Origin of the sequence: Atopomonas hussainii, from assembly GCF_900109735.1 — a bacterium.
GTDB classification, from domain to species: Bacteria; Pseudomonadota; Gammaproteobacteria; order Pseudomonadales; family Pseudomonadaceae; genus Atopomonas; species Atopomonas hussainii.
Genome location: NZ_FOAS01000015.1, coordinates 79,551 through 101,024, shown reverse-complemented (window position 1 = coordinate 101,024; position 21,474 = coordinate 79,551). Strand labels below are relative to the sequence as shown.

Below are 21,474 nucleotides of genomic sequence, written 5' to 3'. Positions count from 1 at the left end.
TTAGGCCCTACCAGCGGGCATTGTTCTTGCCAATCCAGCCCATCAAGCCGTCAATTTTTACCCGCTCGCCGTGTTCGCCAATCAGCATGCCGTCAAAACGACCGTAGGCCAGCTGACGGTACATTCTTAAGCACACTAGGCTTTCTTCGCTGCGTTGTTCCTGCAAGTGGGTGAAGTGCAGTTGCACGCGGCCATGGTCATCATGCAGGTGCCAGTAGCCGGGGCGTTGGCTGTCGGGTTTGAAGTGAATGGCGTCGCTGATTTTTTGCATTTGCCCGCCCAGCCAAATGGCGTTTTCGGTCAGCCCGCTGCCATCGGTCCAGCCGCTGCCAAAGTTAGCGGCTACCCCGCCGGGCCCAGCAAAGGCTGCGCGGAGCCAGTGGCTGCGATAGGGCCAAATGCCGCGACCAAAATCCAGCGCGGCAAAACTTAAGCTATGACTGCTTTGAAAATGCTGGCTGCCTAAGGTCAGCGAACCTTGCATGGGCAGGCCAATGTGCCGGCTGGCGCAGTGGAACTCTAGCCCGCCTAAGGGGACGACTAAGTTGATCGAATCCAAATGGCGGGGGTGCTGAATGATAAAGCGGCCACTTAAGGGGCTGTCGACCAAGTCTGTGGAGCGAACGATCAGCTCCAGCGCGGTGGCTGTTTCGTTGGCTTCTAGATACAAGTCGGGGTGGGCGAAACGGATTGCCTGCAATGGCTCATCAGGCAGGCTGATCCCACGGCTGAACAGACTGCGCACGGTGCGCACCAATTGCCGACCGTTGTGCAAATCGATGAAATGCACATTGGCGAAGCCGAGGTAATCAAGGTCCGCCAAGGTAATGGCCAGCATCCAGTCGGGGGTGAGCAGTCGCCAGTCGTTCCAACGTTTGCGCCGGCCTAAGCGTTCGGGCAGGTTGCAGTGCGTCATCGGGCGACGACTCCAACCGATGGCGGCAGGGTTTAGGCGGCCGTTAGCCAAGCACAAGGGCAGAGGATGCTGGCGTTCTAGCTCGGCAGGCGGGGGGGCAATGCTGGTCATGACACATTCCATGTGAGCGGGCTGCACAGTGTCGATCCTTGTCAGTGAGTGAATGCAGTTTAGCAGCCTCACGCATCACTGCGAGATTCTTGCTGCCAAAGCCTGTAGCACGCAGAATGCCGTTTTCGTTGCGAGGTTACACCATGCGGGTTGGGCAAAGTTGTTTACTGGTTTTGAGTTTGGCTTTTTCCGCGTTATTACACGCCGGTAGCCATGAGCAGAAAGCCGAAGAGTTTTTGAAGCTGGTCAAGGCTGACCGCTTGGTGGTGCCTGTGTATGCGCAGGTGCAGCAAATGTTTGCCCAGGGTTTTGCTCAAGCGGGCGGCCAAGAAGCCGATGCTGCCGTGCTAGAGCACTACCAAGCACGCGCCAATGGCGAGCTGGATAAGCAAGTCTCGTGGCCACAAATCAAGCCGCAGCTGGTGACCTTGTACACGCAGAAGTTCACTGAGCAGGAACTTACCGAGCTGCTCGCGTTCTACCGCTCCCCCTTGGGCGACAAGGTGCTGAACCTGATGCCAGCGCTGACCCAGCAATCAGCTGAGTTGACCCAAGCACGTATCGAGCAGGCGGTGCCGGCCATCAATAAGCTGATGGATGAAATGACCGCCAAACTGCAAAAAGGTAAGGACAAGTCGTGAGCAAGCAGGCGTTGATCGAGCAGGCACTGCAAGCCCTAGAGCCCAGTGTTTTGCAGGTAGAAGACGAAAGCCATATGCACAGCCGTGGCCAAGAAACCCACTACAAGGCCGTGGTAGTCAGTGAGCGTTTTGCCGGGCTTAACCGCGTGAAGCGTCACCAGCAGGTGTATGCCGCGATGGGCGAGTTGATGCCGCAAGTGCACGCCTTGGCCCTGCACACCTATACGGTGGGGGAATGGCAGCAACAGCAAAGCGCGCCAGCATCGCCGCAGTGTTTGGGCGGCAGTAAGCACGATCACTGATATGGCGCGTTTGATCTATGTGATGGACCCTATGTGCTCGTGGTGCTGGGGTTTTGCGCCTGTGCAGCAGCGCTTGGCGCAGCTGGCTGAGCAGCACGGTGTGGCGTGTGAGTGGCGGGTTGGCGGTTTGCGTCGCGGCGGCGCACCGTTGGAGCCGGCTAAGCGCGAAGCGATCTTGCACCACTGGCATGCGGTGGCAGATGCCACTGGCCAGCCGTTTCAGCATCAAGGTGCGCTGCCGGAAGGCTTTATCTACGACACCGAACCTGCCTGCCGGGCGTTAGTTGCCGTGGGGGCATTAGCGCCTGAGCTGCAAAGCGCCTATGCCGCCGCCGTGCAGCGGGCATTTTATGCCCAAGGGCAAGACGTGACCGCCGCCCCGGTGCTGGCCGATGTGGCCGCCGAGCTGGGCATCCCGCGGATTGAGTTTGTCGATCAGTTCGACAGCGCCGCCTGCCGTGCGGCTACTGAGGCTGATTTCGCTTGGGTCGAGCAGCTCGGCATTGCTGGCTTTCCTACCTTGCTCGCGGAAGATCAAGGCCGCTTGGCGCTGCTCAACAATGGTTATCAGCCACTGACTGCGCTGCAGCCCTTGCTAGAGCGCTGGTTGGCGCAGGTGGCGCCCAACGCATGAGCAATACAGCGCTAGAAAGTATTCGCTGGGGCGATATACGCGCACTGGCGTTTAAACACAAAAAAGCTCTGCTCATGGCCCACGGCTTGGCCTTGCTGGTCACGCTGTGCAGCGTGCCCTTGCCGCTGTTATTGCCTCTGCTGGTGGATGAGGTGCTGCTGGGCCAAGGCCGCGCGGCCTTGGATGTGCTGGACAACTTCTTGCCAGCCAGCGCGCAAGTGGCGGGCGGCTACATCGGCGCCATGCTGGTGATTACCTTGCTGCTGCGCGCCGCTAATTTGTGCTTTAGCGTGCTGCAAGCGCGCTTGTTCGCGCGCTTAGCTAAAGACGTGGTGTATCGCCTGCGTTTGCGTTTGTTAACGCGCCTTGAGCGGATTGCCTTAAGCGAGTACGAAACCTTAGGTGGCGGCACTGTAAGCAGCCACTTGGTCACCGACCTGACCACGTTGGACAGCTTTATCGGTCAGAGCCTCAGCCGCTTTTTAGTCTCGCTGCTGATGATTGTCGGCACCGCCGGCATCTTGCTGTGGATGCACTGGCAGCTGGCGCTGCTGATTCTGTGCTTTAACCCGCTGGTGATTTTGCTCACCGTGAAGCTGGGCAAGCAGGTTAAAGAGCTAAAGCGTAAAGAAAACGAAGGCACCTCGCGCTTTACCCAAGCACTGACAGAAACCCTCGAAGCTATTCAAGAGGTGCGCGCCGGCAATCGCCAAGCCACCTTTATGGGCCGCTTGCGCGAACGCGCCCAAGAGGTACGCGATTTTGCCGTGGCGGCGGAATGGAAGAGTGACGCCGCCGGCCGTGCCAGCGGGGTGATTTTCCAGCTCGGTATCGATGTGTTCCGTGCGGCGGCCATGCTCACCGTGCTGCTGTCGGATTTGTCCATCGGCCAGATGCTCGCGGTGTTCAGCTACCTGTGGTTCATGATCGGCCCGGTGGAGCAGCTGCTCAGTATTCAGTATTCCTACTACGCCGCCGATGCCGCGCGGGGGCGTTTGAATGACTTGCTGGCGCGTGCCGATGAGCCGGATTACCCGGCGTTGCACAACCCTTTTGCGGGCGCCGAGAGCGTCAGTATCGACGTGCGCGGGGTGCGCTTTGCCTATCAGCAAGACCCGGTGCTGAATGATTTGAATCTGAACATTGCTGCTGGTGAAAAGGTCGCTTTAGTTGGCGCCAGTGGCGGCGGTAAGAGCACGCTCGTACAGCTGCTGTTGGGGCTATACACCCCGGAGCGTGGCGAGATTTGCTACGGCGGTGTGCCGTTGCAGCAGATCGGCCTGCCCTGTGTGCGCGAGCATGTGGCCGTGGTGCTACAGCACCCCGCGTTGTTTAACGACACCCTGCGCGCCAATTTAACCCTTGGCCGCGAACGCAGTGATGAAGAGTGCTGGCAAGCGCTGGACATGGCCCAACTGGCCGTGGCGGTGCGCGCCATGCCGCAAGGGCTAGATAGTATTGTCGGTCGCCAAGGTGTGCGTTTGTCTGGCGGGCAACGCCAGCGGTTGGCGATTGCGCGGATGATTCTGGCGCGGCCGAAAGTGGTGATTCTTGATGAAGCCACTTCAGCCCTAGATGCCGCCACCGAACATGCGGTGCATGAGGCGCTGCAAGACTTCTTAAAAGGCCGCACCACCTTGATCGTTGCGCACCGCTTATCGGCGGTGAAACAAGCCGATCGGGTGTTGGTATTTGACGGTGGGCGGATTGCGGAGCAGGGCGGCCATCACGAACTGCTTGCCGGCGATGGCTTGTACGCCAAGCTCTACGGTCAGCTACAGCGTTTATGAGTGCTGCCAGCGTTATCCACTTGCTGCTGCATGCACTGGTGCCGGCGGCAGTTGTTTGGTTTTGCTGGCGCAAGCAGTGGCGCGTGGCGTTGGCGGTGATGCTGGCGACGATGGCGGTCGATCTAGATCACCTTGTGGCTGACCCTATCTTCGCCGCCAATCGCTGCAGCTTAGGTTTTCACCCGCTGCACAGCGCGCCGTGGGTTTGGTTGTATCCGCTGTTGTTGCTGTGCCCTAAGCCCATTTGGCTGCGTTGGATTGGTGCGGGCTTAGTGATTCACATGCTGCTCGACGGCAGCGATTGCTGGCGCATGGCGCAGGGCTGGTAAGGCGCTATGCTCAATGCTTAATGGGGCGCGCGGTTATTGCGCCCTGTTTAAGCTCAGCAGCGAGAGGGATGCTCCGTGTTGTATATCCAGCGCGATGCCCAAGGGCAGATTTGCCAAGTCAGTTTGCAAGCCGATTTTGCCGGCCAAGAGTGCTTGCCGGATGATCACCCCGAGTTGGTCAGTTGGCGCCGCCGCACCCTGCAACAACTGCAAGACAGTGATCTTGAGCTGGTGCGCGTGCTGGAGGACTTGGTCGAAGCGCTCAGCCGCAAAGGGGTTATCCGCTACACCGACTTACCCAGTGCCGCCCGCGAGAAGCTCGCGGCGCGCGAGCAAAGCCGCCATCAGGTGAATGTGCTGAGCAATTTGCTCGGTGATGACGAAGGCCTGATTTAAACCGCGCAATCTGCTGGTTTATCGCTCACGCATGGCTTCGGCACGCGCTTTAAGTACCGGCTTGAGTAAGTAATCCAGCACGCTCTTCTCCCCCGTGATGATGTCCACGCTGGCCACCATGCCGGGAATGATCAGCAGCGGGCTGTCGGCTTTGCCTAAGTGATTGCGCTCGGTGCGCAGGCGTATCAGGTAGAAGCTGTTGCCTTCTTGGTCGGTGATGGTGTCGGCGCTGATGTGCTCGAGATTGGCTTTTAGGCCGCCGTAGATGGTGTAGTCATAGGCGGTGAACTTGACCATGGCGTTTTGCCCAGGGTGCAGAAAGGCAATGTCTTGCGGGCGGATTTGCGCCTCCACCAGCAAGGTGTCGTCCAGCGGCACGATTTCGACCAAGTCGCTACCGGGCTGCACCACGCCGCCAATGGTGTTCACCAACAGTTGCTTAACAATGCCGCGCACTGGCGAGGTCACCGTGGTGCGGCTGACGCGGTCGTCGATGGCGCTCATGCTGGCGGTGGTTTTCGACAACTCAGTGCGCGCTTCATTGAGCTGCCCTAAGGCTTCGGTGCGAAAGGTCAGACGGCTGTCTTCGATGCGTCGGTCGATTTCCTCAATCGCTGCTTCGGCGCGTGGAATGGCTAAGCGCGCGGCATCTAATTGCCCTTGCGTGTCGACAATGCTGCGTCGTAGACGGAGGATTTCGACCTCGCTCATGGCGCCGCTTTTCACTAGTGGGGCCGACATCGATAATTCGCGCTGCAGCAAGCCTAGGCTTGAGCGAAACTGCCGGCTTTTCGCCTCAAACTCGGCCAGTTCTTGCTGCTTTTGGCGGCGCTGTTCTTCCAAGATGCGTACTTCGCCGTTGAGCCGGTCTTGGCGCGATTGGTACAGGGCCATTTCATCGGCGGCGATGCGCTGAAAGTCTTTAAACTCATCGCCAAAGGTGAGTGGCTCGCCTTCTACTTCAGCGCGCAGGCGGGTTACGCTGGCCAGCAAGGCCATACGGTCGGCGCGGGTTTCATCTTGGTTGGAGACATAGCGCGTGGCATCCAGGCGCACTAAGGTTTGCCCGGCCTCGACCACTTGCCCTTCGCGCACAAAAATCTCCGCGACGATGCCGCCTTCCAGGTTTTGGATTTTCTGAATTTTGCTGGAGGGAATGGCCTTGCCTTCGCCGCGGGTGACTTCTTCCAGCGTGGCGAAATACGCCCAGCCGATGCCGCCAATTAGCAGGGCGAGCAGCGTCCAGAGCAGCAAGCGCGCGGCGAACGGGGCTTGCTCTTCGAGGGCAACGTCCACTTCGTTGGCGTAGTCTTGTTCTTCCGGCGCGCTGAACAGGCGCTGCAATTTGCCAAAGCCTAGCGAGAGCGCCATCAGTGTTCCCCCCGCTTGTGCACGGGGTTGATCTTGCCGCTTTTCAGTGCCTCGATAACCAGCTCTTTCGGCCCGTCGGCGACGATATGCCCGGCATCCATCACCACCAGGCGGTCCACCAGCGATAGCAGCGAGGTGCGGTGGGTGATCAGCACTAAGGTCTTGCCTTGCACGATGGGCATCAGGCGTTGGCGCAGTTGTTCTTCGCTGGTGTTGTCCATCGAACTGGTGGGTTCGTCGAGCACCAGCAGTTGTGGGTCGAGCAGCAAGCTGCGGGCAATCGCCACGGCTTGGCGCTGGCCACCGCTTAACAGTGCGCCACGCTCGCCTACCAAGCGGTTAAAGCCTTGCGGATGCTGACGGGCAAAGTCGCTGACACCGGCTAAATCGGCCACTTCGAGCATGCGCGCGTCGCTCACATAGCGGGCGCCGAAGGTCAGGTTGTCGCGCAGGCTGCCAGAGAACAGCTGCACATCCTGCGAGACATAGCCGATGTGATGGCGCAGGTCGGCAATATCCAGCTGGCGGATATCAATGCCATCGAGCATCACCGCGCCTTTTTGCGGCTCGTAAAAGCCCACCAGCAGCTTGCCTAGGGTGCTCTTGCCCGAGCCACTGCGGCCAATAATGCCGACGCGTTCGCCGGGCTTTAGATGCAGTTGGATTTTCTCAAGTGCGGGGTGTTGTTGCTCGGGGTAGGTGAAGTCCAGATGTTGCGCTTCTAGCTCGCCCTTGAGGTTGATGCCTTCTAGCGGGCGCTGCGCCGCGTGGCGCTCTTGCGGTAGCTGCATCAAGGTGTCGGTGTAGTCTTTGGTCACGCGGGCTTGTTGGTAGCGCGAGAAGATGCCGGCAATTTGCCCCAGCGGGGCGAGCACGCGGCTGTTGAGCATGTAGCAGGCCACTAAAGCGCCGACGCTCATGTTGCCGTCAATAATTTGGTACACCCCAGCGATGATGATGCTGATGCCGGCCAGTTGCTGAGTGAACAGGGTGCTGTTGATCGCCAAGGTGGCTAAAAAGTGGCTGCGTAAATCCAGCTTGGCCAGTGTGCCTAAGGTTTGCTCCCACTGGTGCTGGCGTTCGCTTTCGCCGCCTAAGGTTTTCAGCGCATCCAGCGAGCTTAAGGTTTCAATCAGCAAAGCTTGGCGTTCGGCGCCGAGGCTTAAGCTGCGTTTGACCACCTCTTTAAGCTGCAAATGAATAAACAGGCCGATCAGCATAGTGAGTGGAAAGGCCAGCAGCGGCACCCAGACTAACGGTCCGCCGAGCAAAAAAATCACCCCGAGCATAAGCAGCACGAAGGGCAAGTCGATCAGGCTGGCGAGGGTCAGTGAGGTTAAGAAGTCGCGCAGGCCTTGGAAGTCGTGAATATGCTGGGCAAACGCGCCAACCGAAGCCGGGCGGGCTTTGAGCGCCATGCCGGTAATGCGCTCGAAAATGCTCGCCGAGAGCACGAGGTCGGTCTTCTTGCCTGCTAAGTCGAGAAAATAGCCGCGCAAAATACGCAGCAGCAGCTCAAAGGCGCAGGCCATGCCGAGGCCTAAGGCGAGCACCCACAGGGTGGATAGCGCTTGGTTTGGCACCACGCGGTCGTACACCTGCATCACAAACAGCGGCACGGTGAGGCCGAGTAAATTCACCAGCAGGCTAGCCAGTAGGGCGTCGACGTACAGGCCGCGCGAGAGCTTCAGTGAATCACTCAGCCATGCCTCGACGCGCGGCAGCAGGGCCATGCGCTCGGGCGCGTGCTCGTGCACCGGGCGCACAAACACCACGTCGCCGCGATAGGCTTTTTCCAGCTGGGCGCGACTGACGATCTGCTCGCCGCCTTCGGCCTCAGCCGGCAGGATGCGCGCGCGGTTGTCGTCTAGCCACTCCAGCAGCACGCAGCAGCTGCCGTGGTTAAACAGCAAAATCACCGGCAGGTTGATATCGCTGATTTGGCTCAGCTTGCGTTGCAGAACGCGTACTTTGAGGTGCGCGCGGTCGGCGGCGCGCGGCAGTTGTTCAAGGCTTAAGCGTTGATCGGCCAGCGGCAGGCCGGCGGTTAAGCTGGCGCGGCTAGCGGGGCGTTCGTAGTGGCGGCAGAGCAGTAACAGGGCATCAAGCAGCGGGTCGTCATGGGTATGGCGAAGGTCGTGCCCCGCTTTTGACGCAGGGCCTTTAGGGGGCGGATTGCTGGCCGAGTGAGCGATCGACAAGGGGCTTCCTTACTGTGATGCGATGGCTTAAGTAGGCCCCAAGGAAGTACTGATTTAATGCCTGCACGAACCAATCGCTGCGTTGTGCGGTGCTCGCAACCTCGTCTACCCAATAGGTATGCCTCGATTGCTGCGCGCTGTACGCCTTGCGCTTGAAGCGTTCGACGATTAAATCAGCACCTCCATATAGCAAGGGGTCTTACTCTTGAGTGTAGACAGCCGGTTAGCGCATGGCCGGTAAGCTGGCTTCGCTCTTCACCTCGGTCAGCGCGGTGGCTTCTGCGGGCAGTACCACTTGGCGGGCCTTTAACAGCTCGCCGGTACTGCTGAGCAGGCGATGCTGGGTAAAGCGCTCGTCAAATTGCAGCTCGGTATAGCGGCGGCGCGCGGTGAACAGCTCGTTCTCGCTATCCAGCAAGTCGAGCAAGGTGCGCTGGCCCACACTGAACTGCTGCTGATAAGCGCTGCGTACCTTGTCGCTGGACTCGGCATAGTCTTTGGCTTGCGGCAGTTGTTGGCGAATGTTGTTCAGTGCGTTCCAGGTTAGGCCCAGCTCTTCGTTAATCAACCGCAGGGCGTTGTTGCGCACTTCCATGGCCTCGTTCATTTGGTAGGCGGTGGACTGCTTACGCGCATCGTCGCGACCGCCGTTGTACAGGTTGTAGTTCATCAGCACTTGCGCGCGCCATTCGTTGTTGTGGCCTTCCACGCCGTCAAAGTTATCGCCGGCGCCTTGGGCGAGCTCTAAGTCAAAACGTGGGTAGAAGGGCGATTTGGCCGCTTCGTACTGTGCTTCGGTGGCATCCACATCGGCTTGGGCGGATTTCAGGTAGGGGTTGTTCACTTGGGCGCGCTGGCGGGCGTCGGTGAGGGTGCCGGGTACAGTTCCGGCAAGCTCGCTGGGCGGTTCCAGCATATCGGGCATTTTGCCAATCACGCTTAAGAAGCTGGTTTCTGCGTCGGACAGATTGACCTGTTCGGTGTAGAGGTTGTTTTGCGCCAGTGCCAAGCGCGCTTCGGACTGATCACGATCAGCGGTGCTGCCTACGCCACGCTCAGAGCGCAAGCTGATTTGGTCGTGAATGCGTTGATGGCTGCGCAGGTTCTCTTCGGCCCAGTGCACTTGCTCGCGGCGCTTCATCACGTCGAGGTACACCTCAATGGCGCGCAGGGCGATGGATTGCGAGATGCCTTGCAGCAGGTAGGCGCGTGAGTTGATGGTCGACTCGTTGCGATCAACCTCGCTGGAGGTGGCAAAGCCATCGAAGAGCATTTGCCGCAAGCGCAGCTCGGCACTGCTGCGGGTGTAAGTCACACCGTGCTTGCCGGTGGCGCGCACGCCGGGGCTATCGGTGTTTTCACGACCATAACCGCCGATCAGGTCGATCACGGGGTAGTAGCCGCCTTTGGCGACGTTCAGTTCTTCATCGGCACTTAAACGGCTTTGCTGGGCGGCACGAATTTCTGGGTGGTAATCAATCGCTGACTGAATGGCTTCGGTCAGGCTCATGGCGTAACTGGGGCTGCTCAGGGCAAGAGCCAAAGCCCCGCTGAGCAGTGAAAGGGCTGGCTTGCGCATGGTGCCTCCTCCGTTGGCTAAGAGTGGCCGCCAATGGATTGACGTTTTGCATATATTTCCACTGTGCGGCTTGTAACTACCTATTCAAGTTCAAGAAATCCCTCTTGCTTAGAACGATTTGCTACAAGCGTTATGAGAAATGGGTCTTATGCAAACTGTGAAATAGCGCCCAGTCTTTCAAGGGTAGGTTGCGCGTATAAACAGAAAAATACTGTTGTGACGGCAAGTTACTGCGCTTGAAGGGGTACTTGTTCATCGGATGTCAAAATCAAGGCGATATCACGATGATGTTTAATTCTTTTGGGTGCTAAGGCGCGGCTCTTCGCTCATCGGTTGGGTCGTTTGGCAAAACAGAACGGGAGGTCTTGATGCGTAGGATTCGCCACCAACATTGGTAAACAGCTGTGTTGGGGTGAAGTGCGTCAGCGGTATCCCGGCGTAGAGCATCTGTCCCTCCTTTAAATATGCAATGTCGTCTGTGGCTAAAAGGCCAGCAGGCGGCTTTGGGCATGCGGATGGAGGGTCGGATCATGGCCACGCAAGTAGGTGTCGTCAGCCAAGTAATCGGCGAAGTCTTCGTACAGGCCAGCGATGGATCGCGTCGTCTTCTGGCAGAAGGCGACCGTGTTTATCTCAATGAACAAATCATCACCGCCGACAGTGGCGCCGTGCGTATCGCGCTGAGCAACGGCGGCGAAGCCACCTTGGGGCGCGGTGACAGCTTAACCCTCGACAATGGCTTGCTGAGTTTGGCGCAGGGCCCATCTGGCCAAGAAGCGCCGGCGAGCACGCCGGTTGACCCTGCCGCTGCGCAGAGTGAAGTCGAGGCCTTGCAAGCAGCCATCGCCGCTGGTGCCGACCCGACCGAACTGGCTGAAGCCACCGCCGCCGGCCCAACCGCCGCCGGTGCACCGGGCGCCCCCGGTGGTGCGGGCAGTGGCCACAGCTTTGTGCTGCTGGATGCCACGGCAGATCGAGTAGACCCGCAAGTGGGCTACCCCACAGGGCCGATCGGTGCGCAAATTGAGACGCTAGAAGATGATCCTGACCCGGATAACAGCATTCCCAGTGTCAGCACCCCCGATTTGAATCTGGACGGCGATGTGGTCGATGAGTCTGCACTGCCTGCGGGTACCGGCGGTGGCACCCTGACCACCTCCGGCGCTTTTGTCATCGACACCGGCAACGAAACCTTAGCCCTCTTGGAAGTGCAGGATGCGGGCGGTAATTGGATTGCTATTACGGCGCCGGGTACTGTCGTTACTGGCGTATACGGCGAGCTCTCGGTTAACCCCGATGGCAGCTGGACTTACACCCTGACCAGCAACAGCATTTTGCACAGCGATAACAGCACCACCGATGGCGACGGTGATCGCGGTGCGGCGGACCAAGTGTTCGATCCCTTCCAAGTGCGCGTCACCGATGGCAGTGGTGATGTATCGCCCGAAGCCACCTTAACCATCGCGGTGAATGATGACGGTCCGCTGCCGGTAGAGAACGAAGAGGGCGGCCTCAACGGCTTTGTGCATGAAGATGCGCTCATGCAACCGGGCGCACCGCACGAGGGTAATGATGATATTGGCCAACAAATTGGCCTGAGTGGCCCGGCGGGCACTTTGTTCAGCTTGGTTAACTTTGGCGCCGATGGCCCCGGTAGCTTCCGCATGCTCAGTGATACCAGTCAGCTGGAAGCACAAGGCTTTAAGTCTGCCGGCAAAGATCTTGTGTATAGCGTGGTGGGCAACACCTTAACCGCCTCGGTGACTGGCACTGAGGCCGGTGATTACGATGTCTTTACCCTCACTATTGGTGCCGATGGCAGCTACAGCTTCACCTTGCTCGGCCCATTAGATCACCCCGTACAAGATGGTAACGATGCTGAGTGGTTGTCTGGCTTAGGCATCGATTTCTCCAGCATCTTGCAAGCCACCGATGGCGACGGCGATAGCCTGCCCGATGGCTTTGCCGCGGGTACCTTTACCATCAACGTGCAGGATGATGTACCGACCTTGGCCGGTTACGAGCCACCCTCTGAAGAGGATTATGAAGGTGAGTTCTCGGCACAGAACTCAATTAGCTTACGGCCCAGTGTTAGCGGCTTGGTGCATGAAGATGCACTGAGCAGTGCAGACCCCATGACCGCGCCGTTTGAGGGCAATAACGAAGACAGCGATGGCCCCGGTCAAGATGTAGATCTAGCGCAAACCATTACCGCTAAAGGTGAGGCGGGTGCCCTGCGTGTGTTGGTTAACTTCGGTGCTGATGGCCCCGGTGATTTTTCCCTGTCGAGCAATGTTGATAGCTTGCTGCAGCAAGGGCTGACCTCGGGCGGGCAAGCGCTGCAATACCGCTTTGAGCCTGATGGCACTTTAGTGGGTTATGTCGGTAGTCAAGGCGGCGGGGATCAAGATGGACCAGCCTTAGCGCAGCTGAGTGTTGATGATGGCTACGATGTATTCACGCTGTCAGTGGGTGCCGACGGCAGCTACACCTTCACCTTATTGGCGCAGCTAGATCATCCGCAGAATAACGGCGATGACAGCGAACAACTGCCTGCGCTGGGTATTGATTTTTCTGGCCTGTTACAAGCCACAGATGGTGATGGCGATCCGCTGGAGGGTGGCTTCCCTCCGGGTAGTTTTACCATCCAAGTGGAAGATGATGTGCCGGTTGTGGGCGTTAATCCTGAGGCCGGAATGCCCATGGCGACGGTGGATGAAAGCTATCGCCCACCCTTTGGTGACGGCATCAGCAAAGCAGTGCTGAGCGGCTCGACGGTGGAAGGCTTGTTTGCCGCGCCAAGTTTTGGTGCTGATGGCCCTGCCGCCGAAGGCAGTGTGCGCTACAGCCTAAGCCTTGAAGGCGCAGATGTTGCCTCTGGCCTGTATGCCATCGACCCGAGCGATCATAGCACCGCCGATGGCGACGGCTATGGCCGTGGCGAGCCGATTGTGCTCAATCAAAGCGGCAACACCATTACCGGCAGTGCCGGTGGGGTTAGCTACTTCACCATCAGCATTGAGCCCGCGTCAGGGAAAATCACCCTGCAGCTGCTGAACAATATTTGGCACCCCGATAGCAGCGACGATGACGACTCGACAGCGCTCACCCTGCAAGAGGCCAACTGGCTGCAAGTCGTGCAAACCGCCACTGACGGTGATGGCGACAGCGCCAGCATTGGCATCGACTTGGGCAATGGCGTGTTCAAGTTTGAGGATGATGGCCCGCATGCCAACTTGTCTTTGAAACCATGGGGTATCGGTACCACTACCCACGATGAAAGCGCCGGTGCGCAAAACTTCTTAACCTCATGGTTTAACCCGCAAGATTGGGATAACGACACCTTTGGCGCTCTGCCGAACTTTGCCGGTGTCACTAATCCCGGTAGCGATTTAAGCCCTGCGGGCTTTGCGCTGAATTTGGCGCCTGTGGTGTCGACCTTCGGCACTCACTATGGCGCTGATGATGAAGGCGCAATGCGTGAACTCAGCCTGCAAATCGTCGGCGGTGATGGCGTGGATTCTGGGCTGAAGACCACCGCAGGCGACACCATTACATTGCACCTTGAGGCAGGCTTGTTGGTCGGTCGTGTGGACGGTGGCGACTACGATGGTCAAGCGGCTTTTGCCGTGGCCTTGGGGCAGAACGGCCATCTCAGCATGGTGCAGTACATTTCTCTCCAGCACCCTGATACCAGTAGCTATGACGAAGCAGTCAGCCTGGCTGGCAAGGTCAACGCCGTACTCACCGTGACTGACGGTGATGGCGATGTCGATACCGACAGAGTGCAGATTGGCCAAGCCATTCGCTTTGAAGACGATGGCCCAAGCGCCGATATTGGCTTGACCGAGCAGGGCGGTAGCGTCACCCATGACGAAACCTTCTGGGTGCAGCCCAGTGACGATGACGTTTTCCTGCCGCTGCCAGAGTTTGCCGGCGTTGTGAATCATGGCACCGATATCCTCTTCTCGCGCTATGCCAAGAGCTCTGCCGCCTTGGTGACCACCGCCGCTAGCAGTTACGGCGCCGATGACGAAGGTGGCACCACGCTGCTGAGCTTGAGCATTGCCGGCGAGGGTGTCGATTCAGGGCTGAAAACCACCGCTGGCGACACGATTCGCCTGTATACCGAAGGTGATCTGGTGGTGGGGCGTGTCGATGGCGGTACCTACGATGGCCAGGCTGCCTTTGCCGTGGCCGTTAGCCAGAGTGGACATATCAGCCTCGCGCAGTACATCTCCTTACAGCACCCCGATACCAATAGCCATGATGAGGCCGTCAGCCTTGCCGGCAAGCTGTCGGTAGTCGTCACCGTGACTGATGGGGATGGTGATGTAGCGACCGACAGTGTGCAGGTCGGGCAGGTCGTACGCTTTGAGGATGATGGCCCTTGGGCGCAGATTCATAGCAACCATGCCAGTGTGACGGTCGATGAGAGCGCTGGTTTGCAGAATGACGACGTAGCCAACTTGGCCAGCTTGTTCGCTAGTGTCAGTAATGTTTCCAGTGACATGCTGGCCTACGCCCATGAGGACTTGCCCAGTGTGCATAAGCACATTAGCTATGGCGAAGATGAAGAAGGCGCCAGCTGGAGCTACGGTCTGAAAGTGGCTGGCGATGGCACAACCACGCTAGAAACCACGGACGGCCAAGCCATTACGCTAAGCCTTGAGGGCGGTTTGGTGGTCGGCCGTGTGGCCAGCGGTGAGGCGGTGTTTGCCGTGCACCTCGATCAGAATGGTCGCTTGAGTGTGGCGCAGTACGAGTCGCTCAAGCATCCGAACAGCAATGATCACGACGACACCCTGACCTTAGGGCAGTGGATCAAAGCCACCATCACCGTGACCGATGGCGATGGCGATACCGCGTATGACGAAGTCTCTATCGGCCATAAAGTGCGCTTCGATGACGACGGCCCCAGCGCCGGCGATACCTATGCGGCTAACAAGCTGGACGATGAAGGCTTAACCGGTGGTATCAGTGGCGGCATTGGTGATGTACCCGGCCAAGCCACTACCGTCAGCGGCACGCTGAGCTTTGCTGCCGGTGAAGACGGCCTTGGCTCTATCGTGCTTACTGGGCCAAGTCAGTTAGGCCAAGAGGCGGTCAGTTCAACCTGGGACAGTGGCAGCAACACCCTGACGATCAGCTCTGCGGCGCGCGGTCCCATCATGACCGTGGCGTTGACCGATCCGGCGACCGGCGCCTACCTCGTCACTTTGGTTAAGCCGGTGTTGCATGCCGAAGGCGGCAATGAAAACGACGCCCATGTGCACATTGGCTATCAGGTGACCGACGGTGACGGCGACAAAGCCACAGGCACCTTGCATATCAATGTTGACGATGACACCCCGACCATCAGTGCCAGTGCCTTGGATGGCCAATCCTATGTGACCTATCAAGGCACCAACGCGGGCTTCCACAACAGCTACGGCTATTACATCAAAGCGGCCGATGGCACGCCGCTGTCTGGGAAGATCATCTGGGCCGACGTGAAAGACCAAAGCGTGGGTGATACCGCGAGCCTCGATGGCTTAAATCCCAATGAGGTGGGCTTCTTTATTATCCCCGACGGTGGGCGTAACCACCCCAGCTTAGCTAACGACACGCCAGTCACCTTCGAGCTGGTCGGCGGAAAGTGGCAAGCCAAGGTCGGCAGCACCTACCTGCAAGGTGAGGATGGCGCCCATGTGCTGTTCAGTGATGCCAGCCTGAACCCCGGTGGTTCGCACCTGCAAGACACCGCTGCACCGGGCAACCAGAATTGGGAAGACCTGACCAACCGCTCGGACTTCGATTACAACGACGTGAGCACCTCCGTCACCTGGGGTATTGCGCTGCAGGTTGACGAAACCCACCTGCATATTGATGCCAGCGCTGACTTCAGCGGCGCCTTCACCGTGCAGCCCGGTGCCGATGGTTTACGGAGCATGGGTTATGCGCTGGAGGCCGTCGACGGCACGGATTCAGGTTTAGTCGATACCGCAACTAATCAGACCATCTACCTGTATATGGATGGTGCTGAAGTGGTCGGGCGTGTTGGCGGCAGCGCGGGTGATGTGGCCTTCCGCGTTAGCGTGAATGGCACAGGCACAGTAACGCTGGATCAAGTGCGCGCGATTGTGCACCCCACCAGCGACCATGATGAGCTGAAAACCCTCAATGAAGGCCTAATTCGTCTAGGCGGCACCGTCACCGATAACGACGGTGACAACGCCACCGCATGGCTCGACTTGGGCGGTGCGCTGGGCTTTAAAGATGACGGCCCCAGCGTGGCGAACAATCAAACCGTTTGGCTGGACGACGATGCGCTTGCCGGCGGTAACCCCGGTGGCGTTGGCGATCACGACCCAGATCTGCTGCGTGACACCGGCACTTTGTCGCACGACTTCGGTGAAGACGGCGCCGGAACCGTGCAGTGGCTAACCCATGGTGCGCCGAACGGCTTTAGCTATGAGCTGCAAGGCAACGGTGACTTACACGTACTGCAAGGCAGCGAGCATGTGCTCACCTTGACCCTCAATAGCGCCACCGGCGACTACAGCGTGACGCAAGTGGCCGCAGTTGATCACCGTAACGCGGGCAATGAAAACAACCAGCGCTTTGAATTCACCTATCGGGTGACTGACAAAGACGGTGATTCGGTCGATGGCAGTCTGACGGTTAAGGTAGATGACGACACCCCGGTGGCCAAAGACAACCACAACTGCATGGACGAAACCCACTTGGGGCCGGTCAGCCTGACCTTGATCCTCGATACCTCGGGCAGCATGCAGTGGTCGATCAGCGATGGTAATGGCGGCACCACCACGCGCTTAGCCCTAGCGCAGGAGGCCTTAACCAACCTAATCAACGGTTATGTCGCGATGGGCGTCGACCTGCAACTGCGGGTGATCGACTTCGATACCGATGCGCAGCTGTTGATTGAAACCAACGATCCGGCAGCGGCCATTACGGCGATCAACAACGTGATCATCGATGGCGGCTTAACCCGCTATGAGCACCCGCTGAGCATGGCGCAAAGCGAATTGCAGGGCGACCTGCTGAACCCCGCGTTGGCGGGTTATCAGCACAAGGTGTATTTCCTCTCCGATGGGCAGCCCAACAGCGGCCATGAAGCGCCAGCCGGTTGGCAGGGCTTTGTCGACAGCCAAGGCGTGGATGTGATCGCCGTGGGCATTGAGTTGCCCGGTGGCACTGCCGAGTTGGCCAAAGTGGGCAACAGTGGCGACACCGTGTTGTTGGTTGATGATGCCAACGATCTCTCGGATGCCCTGCAAGGGACTTTGCCGCAGCCAGTGAGCGGCAACTTGATCACCGATGCGCCCGCCGATATGCCCGGCGCCGATGCGCCCGTGCAGGTGGTGCGCCTAACCTACGACCAAGACCCCAGTGCGGCAGAAGATTGGGTCAGCATCAACGTGCCTGAAGGCGAGTGGGTCACCCTGACCACCCCATTGGGCGGCACGCTGCGTGTGCACAGCGATGGTTCGTATCAGTACATGGCGCCCAGCGATGTACCGGCCGATAGCGAAGAGGTGTTTACTTACCGCATCGTCGATAGCGATGGCGACTACGCCGAAGCCCAGTTGCATCTGTGTATCGATAACGTCGACCGTCCGGTGTATGTGCGTGGTCTGGATGTGAGCGGGCCAGAACACACCGTCAATGAAGACGACTTAGCGTTGGGTTCAGACAGCAGCAAAGAAAGCACCGAGGTTAGCGGCCAGTTCGCCATTTCAGCGCCAGACGGCTTGCAGACCTTAACCATCAATGGCGTGCCGGTGGTTACTGCCGGTGCGCTGGTGGCCAGCTTGCCAACCATTCCTTCGCCACAAGGTGCGCTGACCATTACCGGTGTCGATCTGAGTACCGGCATTGTGAGCTACACCTATGCCTTGCTTCACGCAGGCGATCACCCGGCAGGCAATGGCACCAACAACCATGTTGAGTCGTTCACTGTGCTGGCTACGGACAGCGATGGTGATAGCGACAGCGCGAGTTTGGATATCCAGATTATCGACGATGTGCCGACCGCGCGGGATGACAGCGCCATGCTCAGCGCAGATGACGCCTCGGTCGGCGGCAATGTGCTGAGTAACGACACCCAAGGTGCTGATCGCCCAACAACGGTTGATTTCAGTGATACCCAAGGGGATTACGGCACCCTGAGCCACAGCGGCAATGGTGTGTGGACGTATGCCCTGAGCCAGCACTTGGCGGCGGTACAGATGCTCGGTGCGGGTGAGCCGTTAACAGAGCAGTTCAACTACACCCTGACCGACAGCGATGGCGACAGCGATCCAGCAAAACTCACCATCACCATCAATGGGGTGGACGACCCGGTCACCTTTAAAGACCTAACCCCGTCTGCACAGGGCGGTGATGCGGTGGTGAACGAAGCGCATCTTGCCGATGGTTCAAGCCCCGTCGGTACCCCGGTGAGTGCTACCGGCGACTTCCAGATCAGTGCGCCGGATGGCATTGCCACGTTGCAGATTGAGGGCGTCACCGTCAGCTTGGCGCAGCTGCAAGCGTCAGGAAGCAGCAATATCCAGATCACCACAACACTGGGTAATCACCTGACCATTACTGGCTATACCGGTAATGCGCAGGGCGGCACGGTGAACTATCGCTACGACCTGCTGGATAACGAGGGGCATGCCGTAGTCCAAGGCACCAATGACCTATTCGATAACATCAGCCTAGTGCTGACCGATGACGACACAGTAAACCCCGACAGCCAGTCGGCCACCCTGAGCATTCGCATCATTGACGATGTGCCCGAGGCCGCCAATATCAAGCACATCTTGCAAGAGCCGCCAGCGGTTAACAGCAACGTGATGATTGTGTTGGATATGTCCGGCAGCATGGACACCAATCCCAATGTTTCGGGTTTCAGCACCCGCTTAGCCTTGGCTAAAGATGCCATCCAGCAGTTGATCAATGCTTACGATGACCTAGGTGATGTCGCCGTGCGCTTGGTCACTTTTAATAACTCGGCTGACTCAACGCCCTCAAGCTCAGCGGATGTATGGCTGAGCGCCAGTGATGCGTTAGCGCTGATCAATAGCATTGGCGATACCGCCGGCTCTGGCACTACCAACTACGATGCCGCCTTGCTGACGGCGCAAAGTGCCTTTGTTAGCGCGGGGAAAATTCCCGGCGCACAAAACGTGGCGTACTTCTTATCCGATGGGAAGCCCAATACCAGCACAACGTGGCCGGGGGTGAGCGGTTCTGGCGGTGATGGCATCAATGCCAGTGAAGAAGCAGCCTGGGAGGCCTTCCTCAACACCAATGACATCAAGGCTTACGCCTTAGGGATGGGCAGCGGTGCCACCCAAGCCAATCTAGACCCTGTGGCCTATAACGGCTTTGGCGCCGGCAGCGAGCTGGATGGCATTGTGGTTACCGACTTAAGCCAGCTCAATGCCGTGCTGGTGGGTACGGTGTCGAGCAATGTCGCTAGCGGTAATTTGTTCGATCACGTGACCTTTGGCGCTGATGGTGCCGCATTGAATGCGCTGGTGTCGGTCACTCACGCTGGGGTGACTTACAACGCGAGTGATGCGGTGGCTAACCTTGTCACGGTCAATACCGCTGTGGGCGGTAAGCTGGTGGTGAATGTTCTAACCGGTGCTTACACCTACACCTCACCGCTTAATGTGACGGCAGATCATGATGAGGTCTTTACCTATCAGGTCAAAGACAGCGATGGCGATCTGGCAGATGCCAATCTGACGGTTTGCCTTAAAGACAGCGTGCCGATTGCCTACGACAACAAGGCCTATGTGGAGCAATCCTCTAATCTCACCTCGGGTGATTTCGAGCTGGGCTTGGCAGGCTGGCAAACCATTGGCCATGTGCAGGACAACGGCTACAACAGCAGTTTGGTGATCTCCGGCACCCGCTCCGCGCTGGTGCGTACTGATGGTGATGAAGTCGGCGCTACGCAGGTGGCGAACTTCTTGGGCGTCACCGTAGCGCAGCTCAATGCCGCACTGAACAGCTATAACGGGCATAGCGCCGACAGCGTGCAAGAGGGTGCCGCGATTAAAACGCAGATCCACGCTCAAGGTGGTGATGTGCTGAGCTTTAAATGGAACTTTGTCAGCAACGAAAAACAGAGCGACCCGGAAGATGATGCCGGCTTTGTGATCATCAGCAACGGCACACAGCAGATTATTCATGTGCTGAGTTCTGCTGACGACAACCTAGGTGCTGGTGGCGGTACGGGCTATCAGCGCCAAACCGGTGTACAAACCCACAGCATTACGCTGCCATCGGCGTGGGTGGCTGGGCTAATTACGGTCGCCTTCGCTGCGTTGGATGACCAAAGTGGCAGTGGCGGTAGTGATTCCAAGAGTGCACTGACGATTGATGATGTCAGCCTGAATGGGCAGATTATTGGGCCTAATATGGTCAGCGGTAACCTACTGCTAGACCCCAATAACGACCCATTAAGCGCTGACCCTTATGGTGCCACTGACCTGATGTTGGATGGCGCACGACTGTATAAGGTGGCCCACGGCAGTCATGGTGAGGAACTAATGGATGCCGATGGCGTGAGCTTTGTCACCGACTTGGGCGGGCTGTTTAGTCTGGCCGCCGATGGCGCGTGGACTTACCAAGCGCCGAGCGGTGTCAGTGGCATTCAATCAGAAACCTTTACCTACACCCTGATTGATCAGGATGGCGACATGGATAGCGCCACGTTGACCATCGCGGTTGCCGCCAATGGCGACTTGATGCCACACACGGTGGTGGGCAGTGCCGCTAATGCGGCGCTGGAATCACTGCTAGGGGGTGCCAATGATGATGTGTTGATCGGTAAAGGCGGTAATGACCAGCTTACCGGTGGTGCTGGTGGCGATACCTTCGTTTGGCAAGCTGGCCATACAGGTAGCACGTTGATTACTGACTTTGACGGTATTGGCGAAGGTGATGCGCTGGACTTTGCCAGCTTCTTCCAAGGCGAGACTACCAGCACCTTGGATAGCTATCTGAACTTCACCTTTGGTGCTGATACCGTGATTCATGCCAGCAGCACGGGTGACTTAAGCGGCAATGAGGACCAAACCGTTACCCTGCAAGGGGTGGATCTGTCGACGCTGTACAGCTCAACGGATGTGAATACGGTGATTCAAAGCATGCTGGATGATGGCTCACTGCGCATCGACACCGTGTAAGGCTTATCCACC

General features: G+C 58.3%; 11 protein-coding genes. 7 read left to right on the top strand and 4 right to left on the bottom strand.

The annotated features are described in order from the left end of the window. Nucleotides 1-7: 7 nt before the first annotated feature. Entirely contained in the window at nucleotides 8-1,027 is a 1,020-nt protein-coding gene (locus BMX80_RS14850; protein ID WP_074869976.1) for a DUF2804 domain-containing protein, read from the bottom strand. A 143-nt stretch (nucleotides 1,028-1,170) separates the two neighbouring features. On the opposite strand from BMX80_RS14850, the gene BMX80_RS14845 reads away from it, so the two are divergent. The 6 genes from BMX80_RS14845 (at nucleotide 1,171) to BMX80_RS14820 (ending at nucleotide 5,119) form a co-directional block, all read left to right on the top strand. Continuing rightward, nucleotides 1,171-1,668 carry a DUF2059 domain-containing protein gene (locus tag BMX80_RS14845; RefSeq protein WP_139214161.1) on the top strand — a complete coding sequence of 166 codons (498 nt, stop codon included), beginning with the start codon at nucleotides 1,171-1,173 and terminating at the stop codon, nucleotides 1,666-1,668. After that, on the top strand, nucleotides 1,665-1,970 hold the full coding sequence (locus BMX80_RS14840; RefSeq protein ID WP_074869971.1) for a BolA family protein: 306 nt from the start codon (nucleotides 1,665-1,667) through the stop codon (nucleotides 1,968-1,970). The genes BMX80_RS14845 and BMX80_RS14840 overlap by 4 nt, the downstream gene beginning before the upstream one ends. A 1-nt stretch (nucleotide 1,971) precedes the next feature. Beyond that, nucleotides 1,972-2,604 carry a DsbA family protein gene (locus BMX80_RS14835; protein ID WP_074869968.1) on the top strand — a complete coding sequence of 211 codons (633 nt, stop codon included), beginning with the start codon at nucleotides 1,972-1,974 and terminating at the stop codon, nucleotides 2,602-2,604. Continuing rightward, on the top strand, nucleotides 2,601-4,394 hold the full coding sequence (locus BMX80_RS14830; RefSeq protein WP_074869966.1) for an ABC transporter ATP-binding protein: 1,794 nt from the start codon (nucleotides 2,601-2,603) through the stop codon (nucleotides 4,392-4,394). The genes BMX80_RS14835 and BMX80_RS14830 overlap by 4 nt, the downstream gene beginning before the upstream one ends. Further along, nucleotides 4,391-4,723 carry a DUF6122 family protein gene (locus BMX80_RS14825; protein ID WP_074869964.1) on the top strand — a complete coding sequence of 111 codons (333 nt, stop codon included), beginning with the start codon at nucleotides 4,391-4,393 and terminating at the stop codon, nucleotides 4,721-4,723. Before BMX80_RS14830 ends, BMX80_RS14825 begins: the two co-directional genes overlap by 4 nt. A gap of 75 nt (nucleotides 4,724-4,798) precedes the next feature. After that, on the top strand, nucleotides 4,799-5,119 hold the full coding sequence (locus BMX80_RS14820; protein ID WP_074869961.1) for a hypothetical protein: 321 nt from the start codon (nucleotides 4,799-4,801) through the stop codon (nucleotides 5,117-5,119). A gap of 18 nt (nucleotides 5,120-5,137) precedes the next feature. Here the strand turns inward: BMX80_RS14820 and BMX80_RS14815 are convergent, their stop codons facing one another. From BMX80_RS14815 to BMX80_RS14805, 3 genes are all read right to left on the bottom strand, one after another. Further along, on the bottom strand, nucleotides 5,138-6,490 hold the full coding sequence (locus tag BMX80_RS14815; RefSeq protein ID WP_071870510.1) for an HlyD family type I secretion periplasmic adaptor subunit: 1,353 nt from the start codon (nucleotides 6,488-6,490) through the stop codon (nucleotides 5,138-5,140). Beyond that, on the bottom strand, nucleotides 6,490-8,685 hold the full coding sequence (locus BMX80_RS14810; protein WP_074870010.1) for a type I secretion system permease/ATPase: 2,196 nt from the start codon (nucleotides 8,683-8,685) through the stop codon (nucleotides 6,490-6,492). The genes BMX80_RS14815 and BMX80_RS14810 overlap by 1 nt, the downstream gene beginning before the upstream one ends. 229 nt (nucleotides 8,686-8,914) lie before the next feature. Then, a complete protein-coding gene (locus BMX80_RS14805) occupies nucleotides 8,915-10,270 on the bottom strand; it encodes a TolC family outer membrane protein (protein ID WP_071870509.1) in 1,356 nt (451 codons plus the stop codon). Nucleotides 10,271-10,800: 530 nt separating this feature from the next. Here BMX80_RS14805 and BMX80_RS14800 point away from each other — a divergent pair. Continuing rightward, the gene (locus BMX80_RS14800) at nucleotides 10,801-21,462 is read left to right on the top strand and encodes a retention module-containing protein (protein WP_074869958.1); all 10,662 of its coding nucleotides are present in this window, start codon (nucleotides 10,801-10,803) and stop codon (nucleotides 21,460-21,462) included. Nucleotides 21,463-21,474: the final 12 nt, after the last annotated feature.

Coding starts and splice junctions, on each gene's coding strand:
- BMX80_RS14850 (WP_074869976.1), bottom strand. CDS start 1,027: ATGACCAGCATTGCCCCCCCGCCTGCCGAGCTAGAACGCCAGCATCCT.
- BMX80_RS14815 (WP_071870510.1), bottom strand. CDS start 6,490: ATGGCGCTCTCGCTAGGCTTTGGCAAATTGCAGCGCCTGTTCAGCGCG.
- BMX80_RS14830 (WP_074869966.1), top strand. CDS start 2,601: ATGAGCAATACAGCGCTAGAAAGTATTCGCTGGGGCGATATACGCGCA.
- BMX80_RS14825 (WP_074869964.1), top strand. CDS start 4,391: ATGAGTGCTGCCAGCGTTATCCACTTGCTGCTGCATGCACTGGTGCCG.
- BMX80_RS14805 (WP_071870509.1), bottom strand. CDS start 10,270: ATGCGCAAGCCAGCCCTTTCACTGCTCAGCGGGGCTTTGGCTCTTGCC.
- BMX80_RS14800 (WP_074869958.1), top strand. CDS start 10,801: ATGGCCACGCAAGTAGGTGTCGTCAGCCAAGTAATCGGCGAAGTCTTC.
- BMX80_RS14835 (WP_074869968.1), top strand. CDS start 1,972: ATGGCGCGTTTGATCTATGTGATGGACCCTATGTGCTCGTGGTGCTGG.
- BMX80_RS14845 (WP_139214161.1), top strand. CDS start 1,171: ATGCGGGTTGGGCAAAGTTGTTTACTGGTTTTGAGTTTGGCTTTTTCC.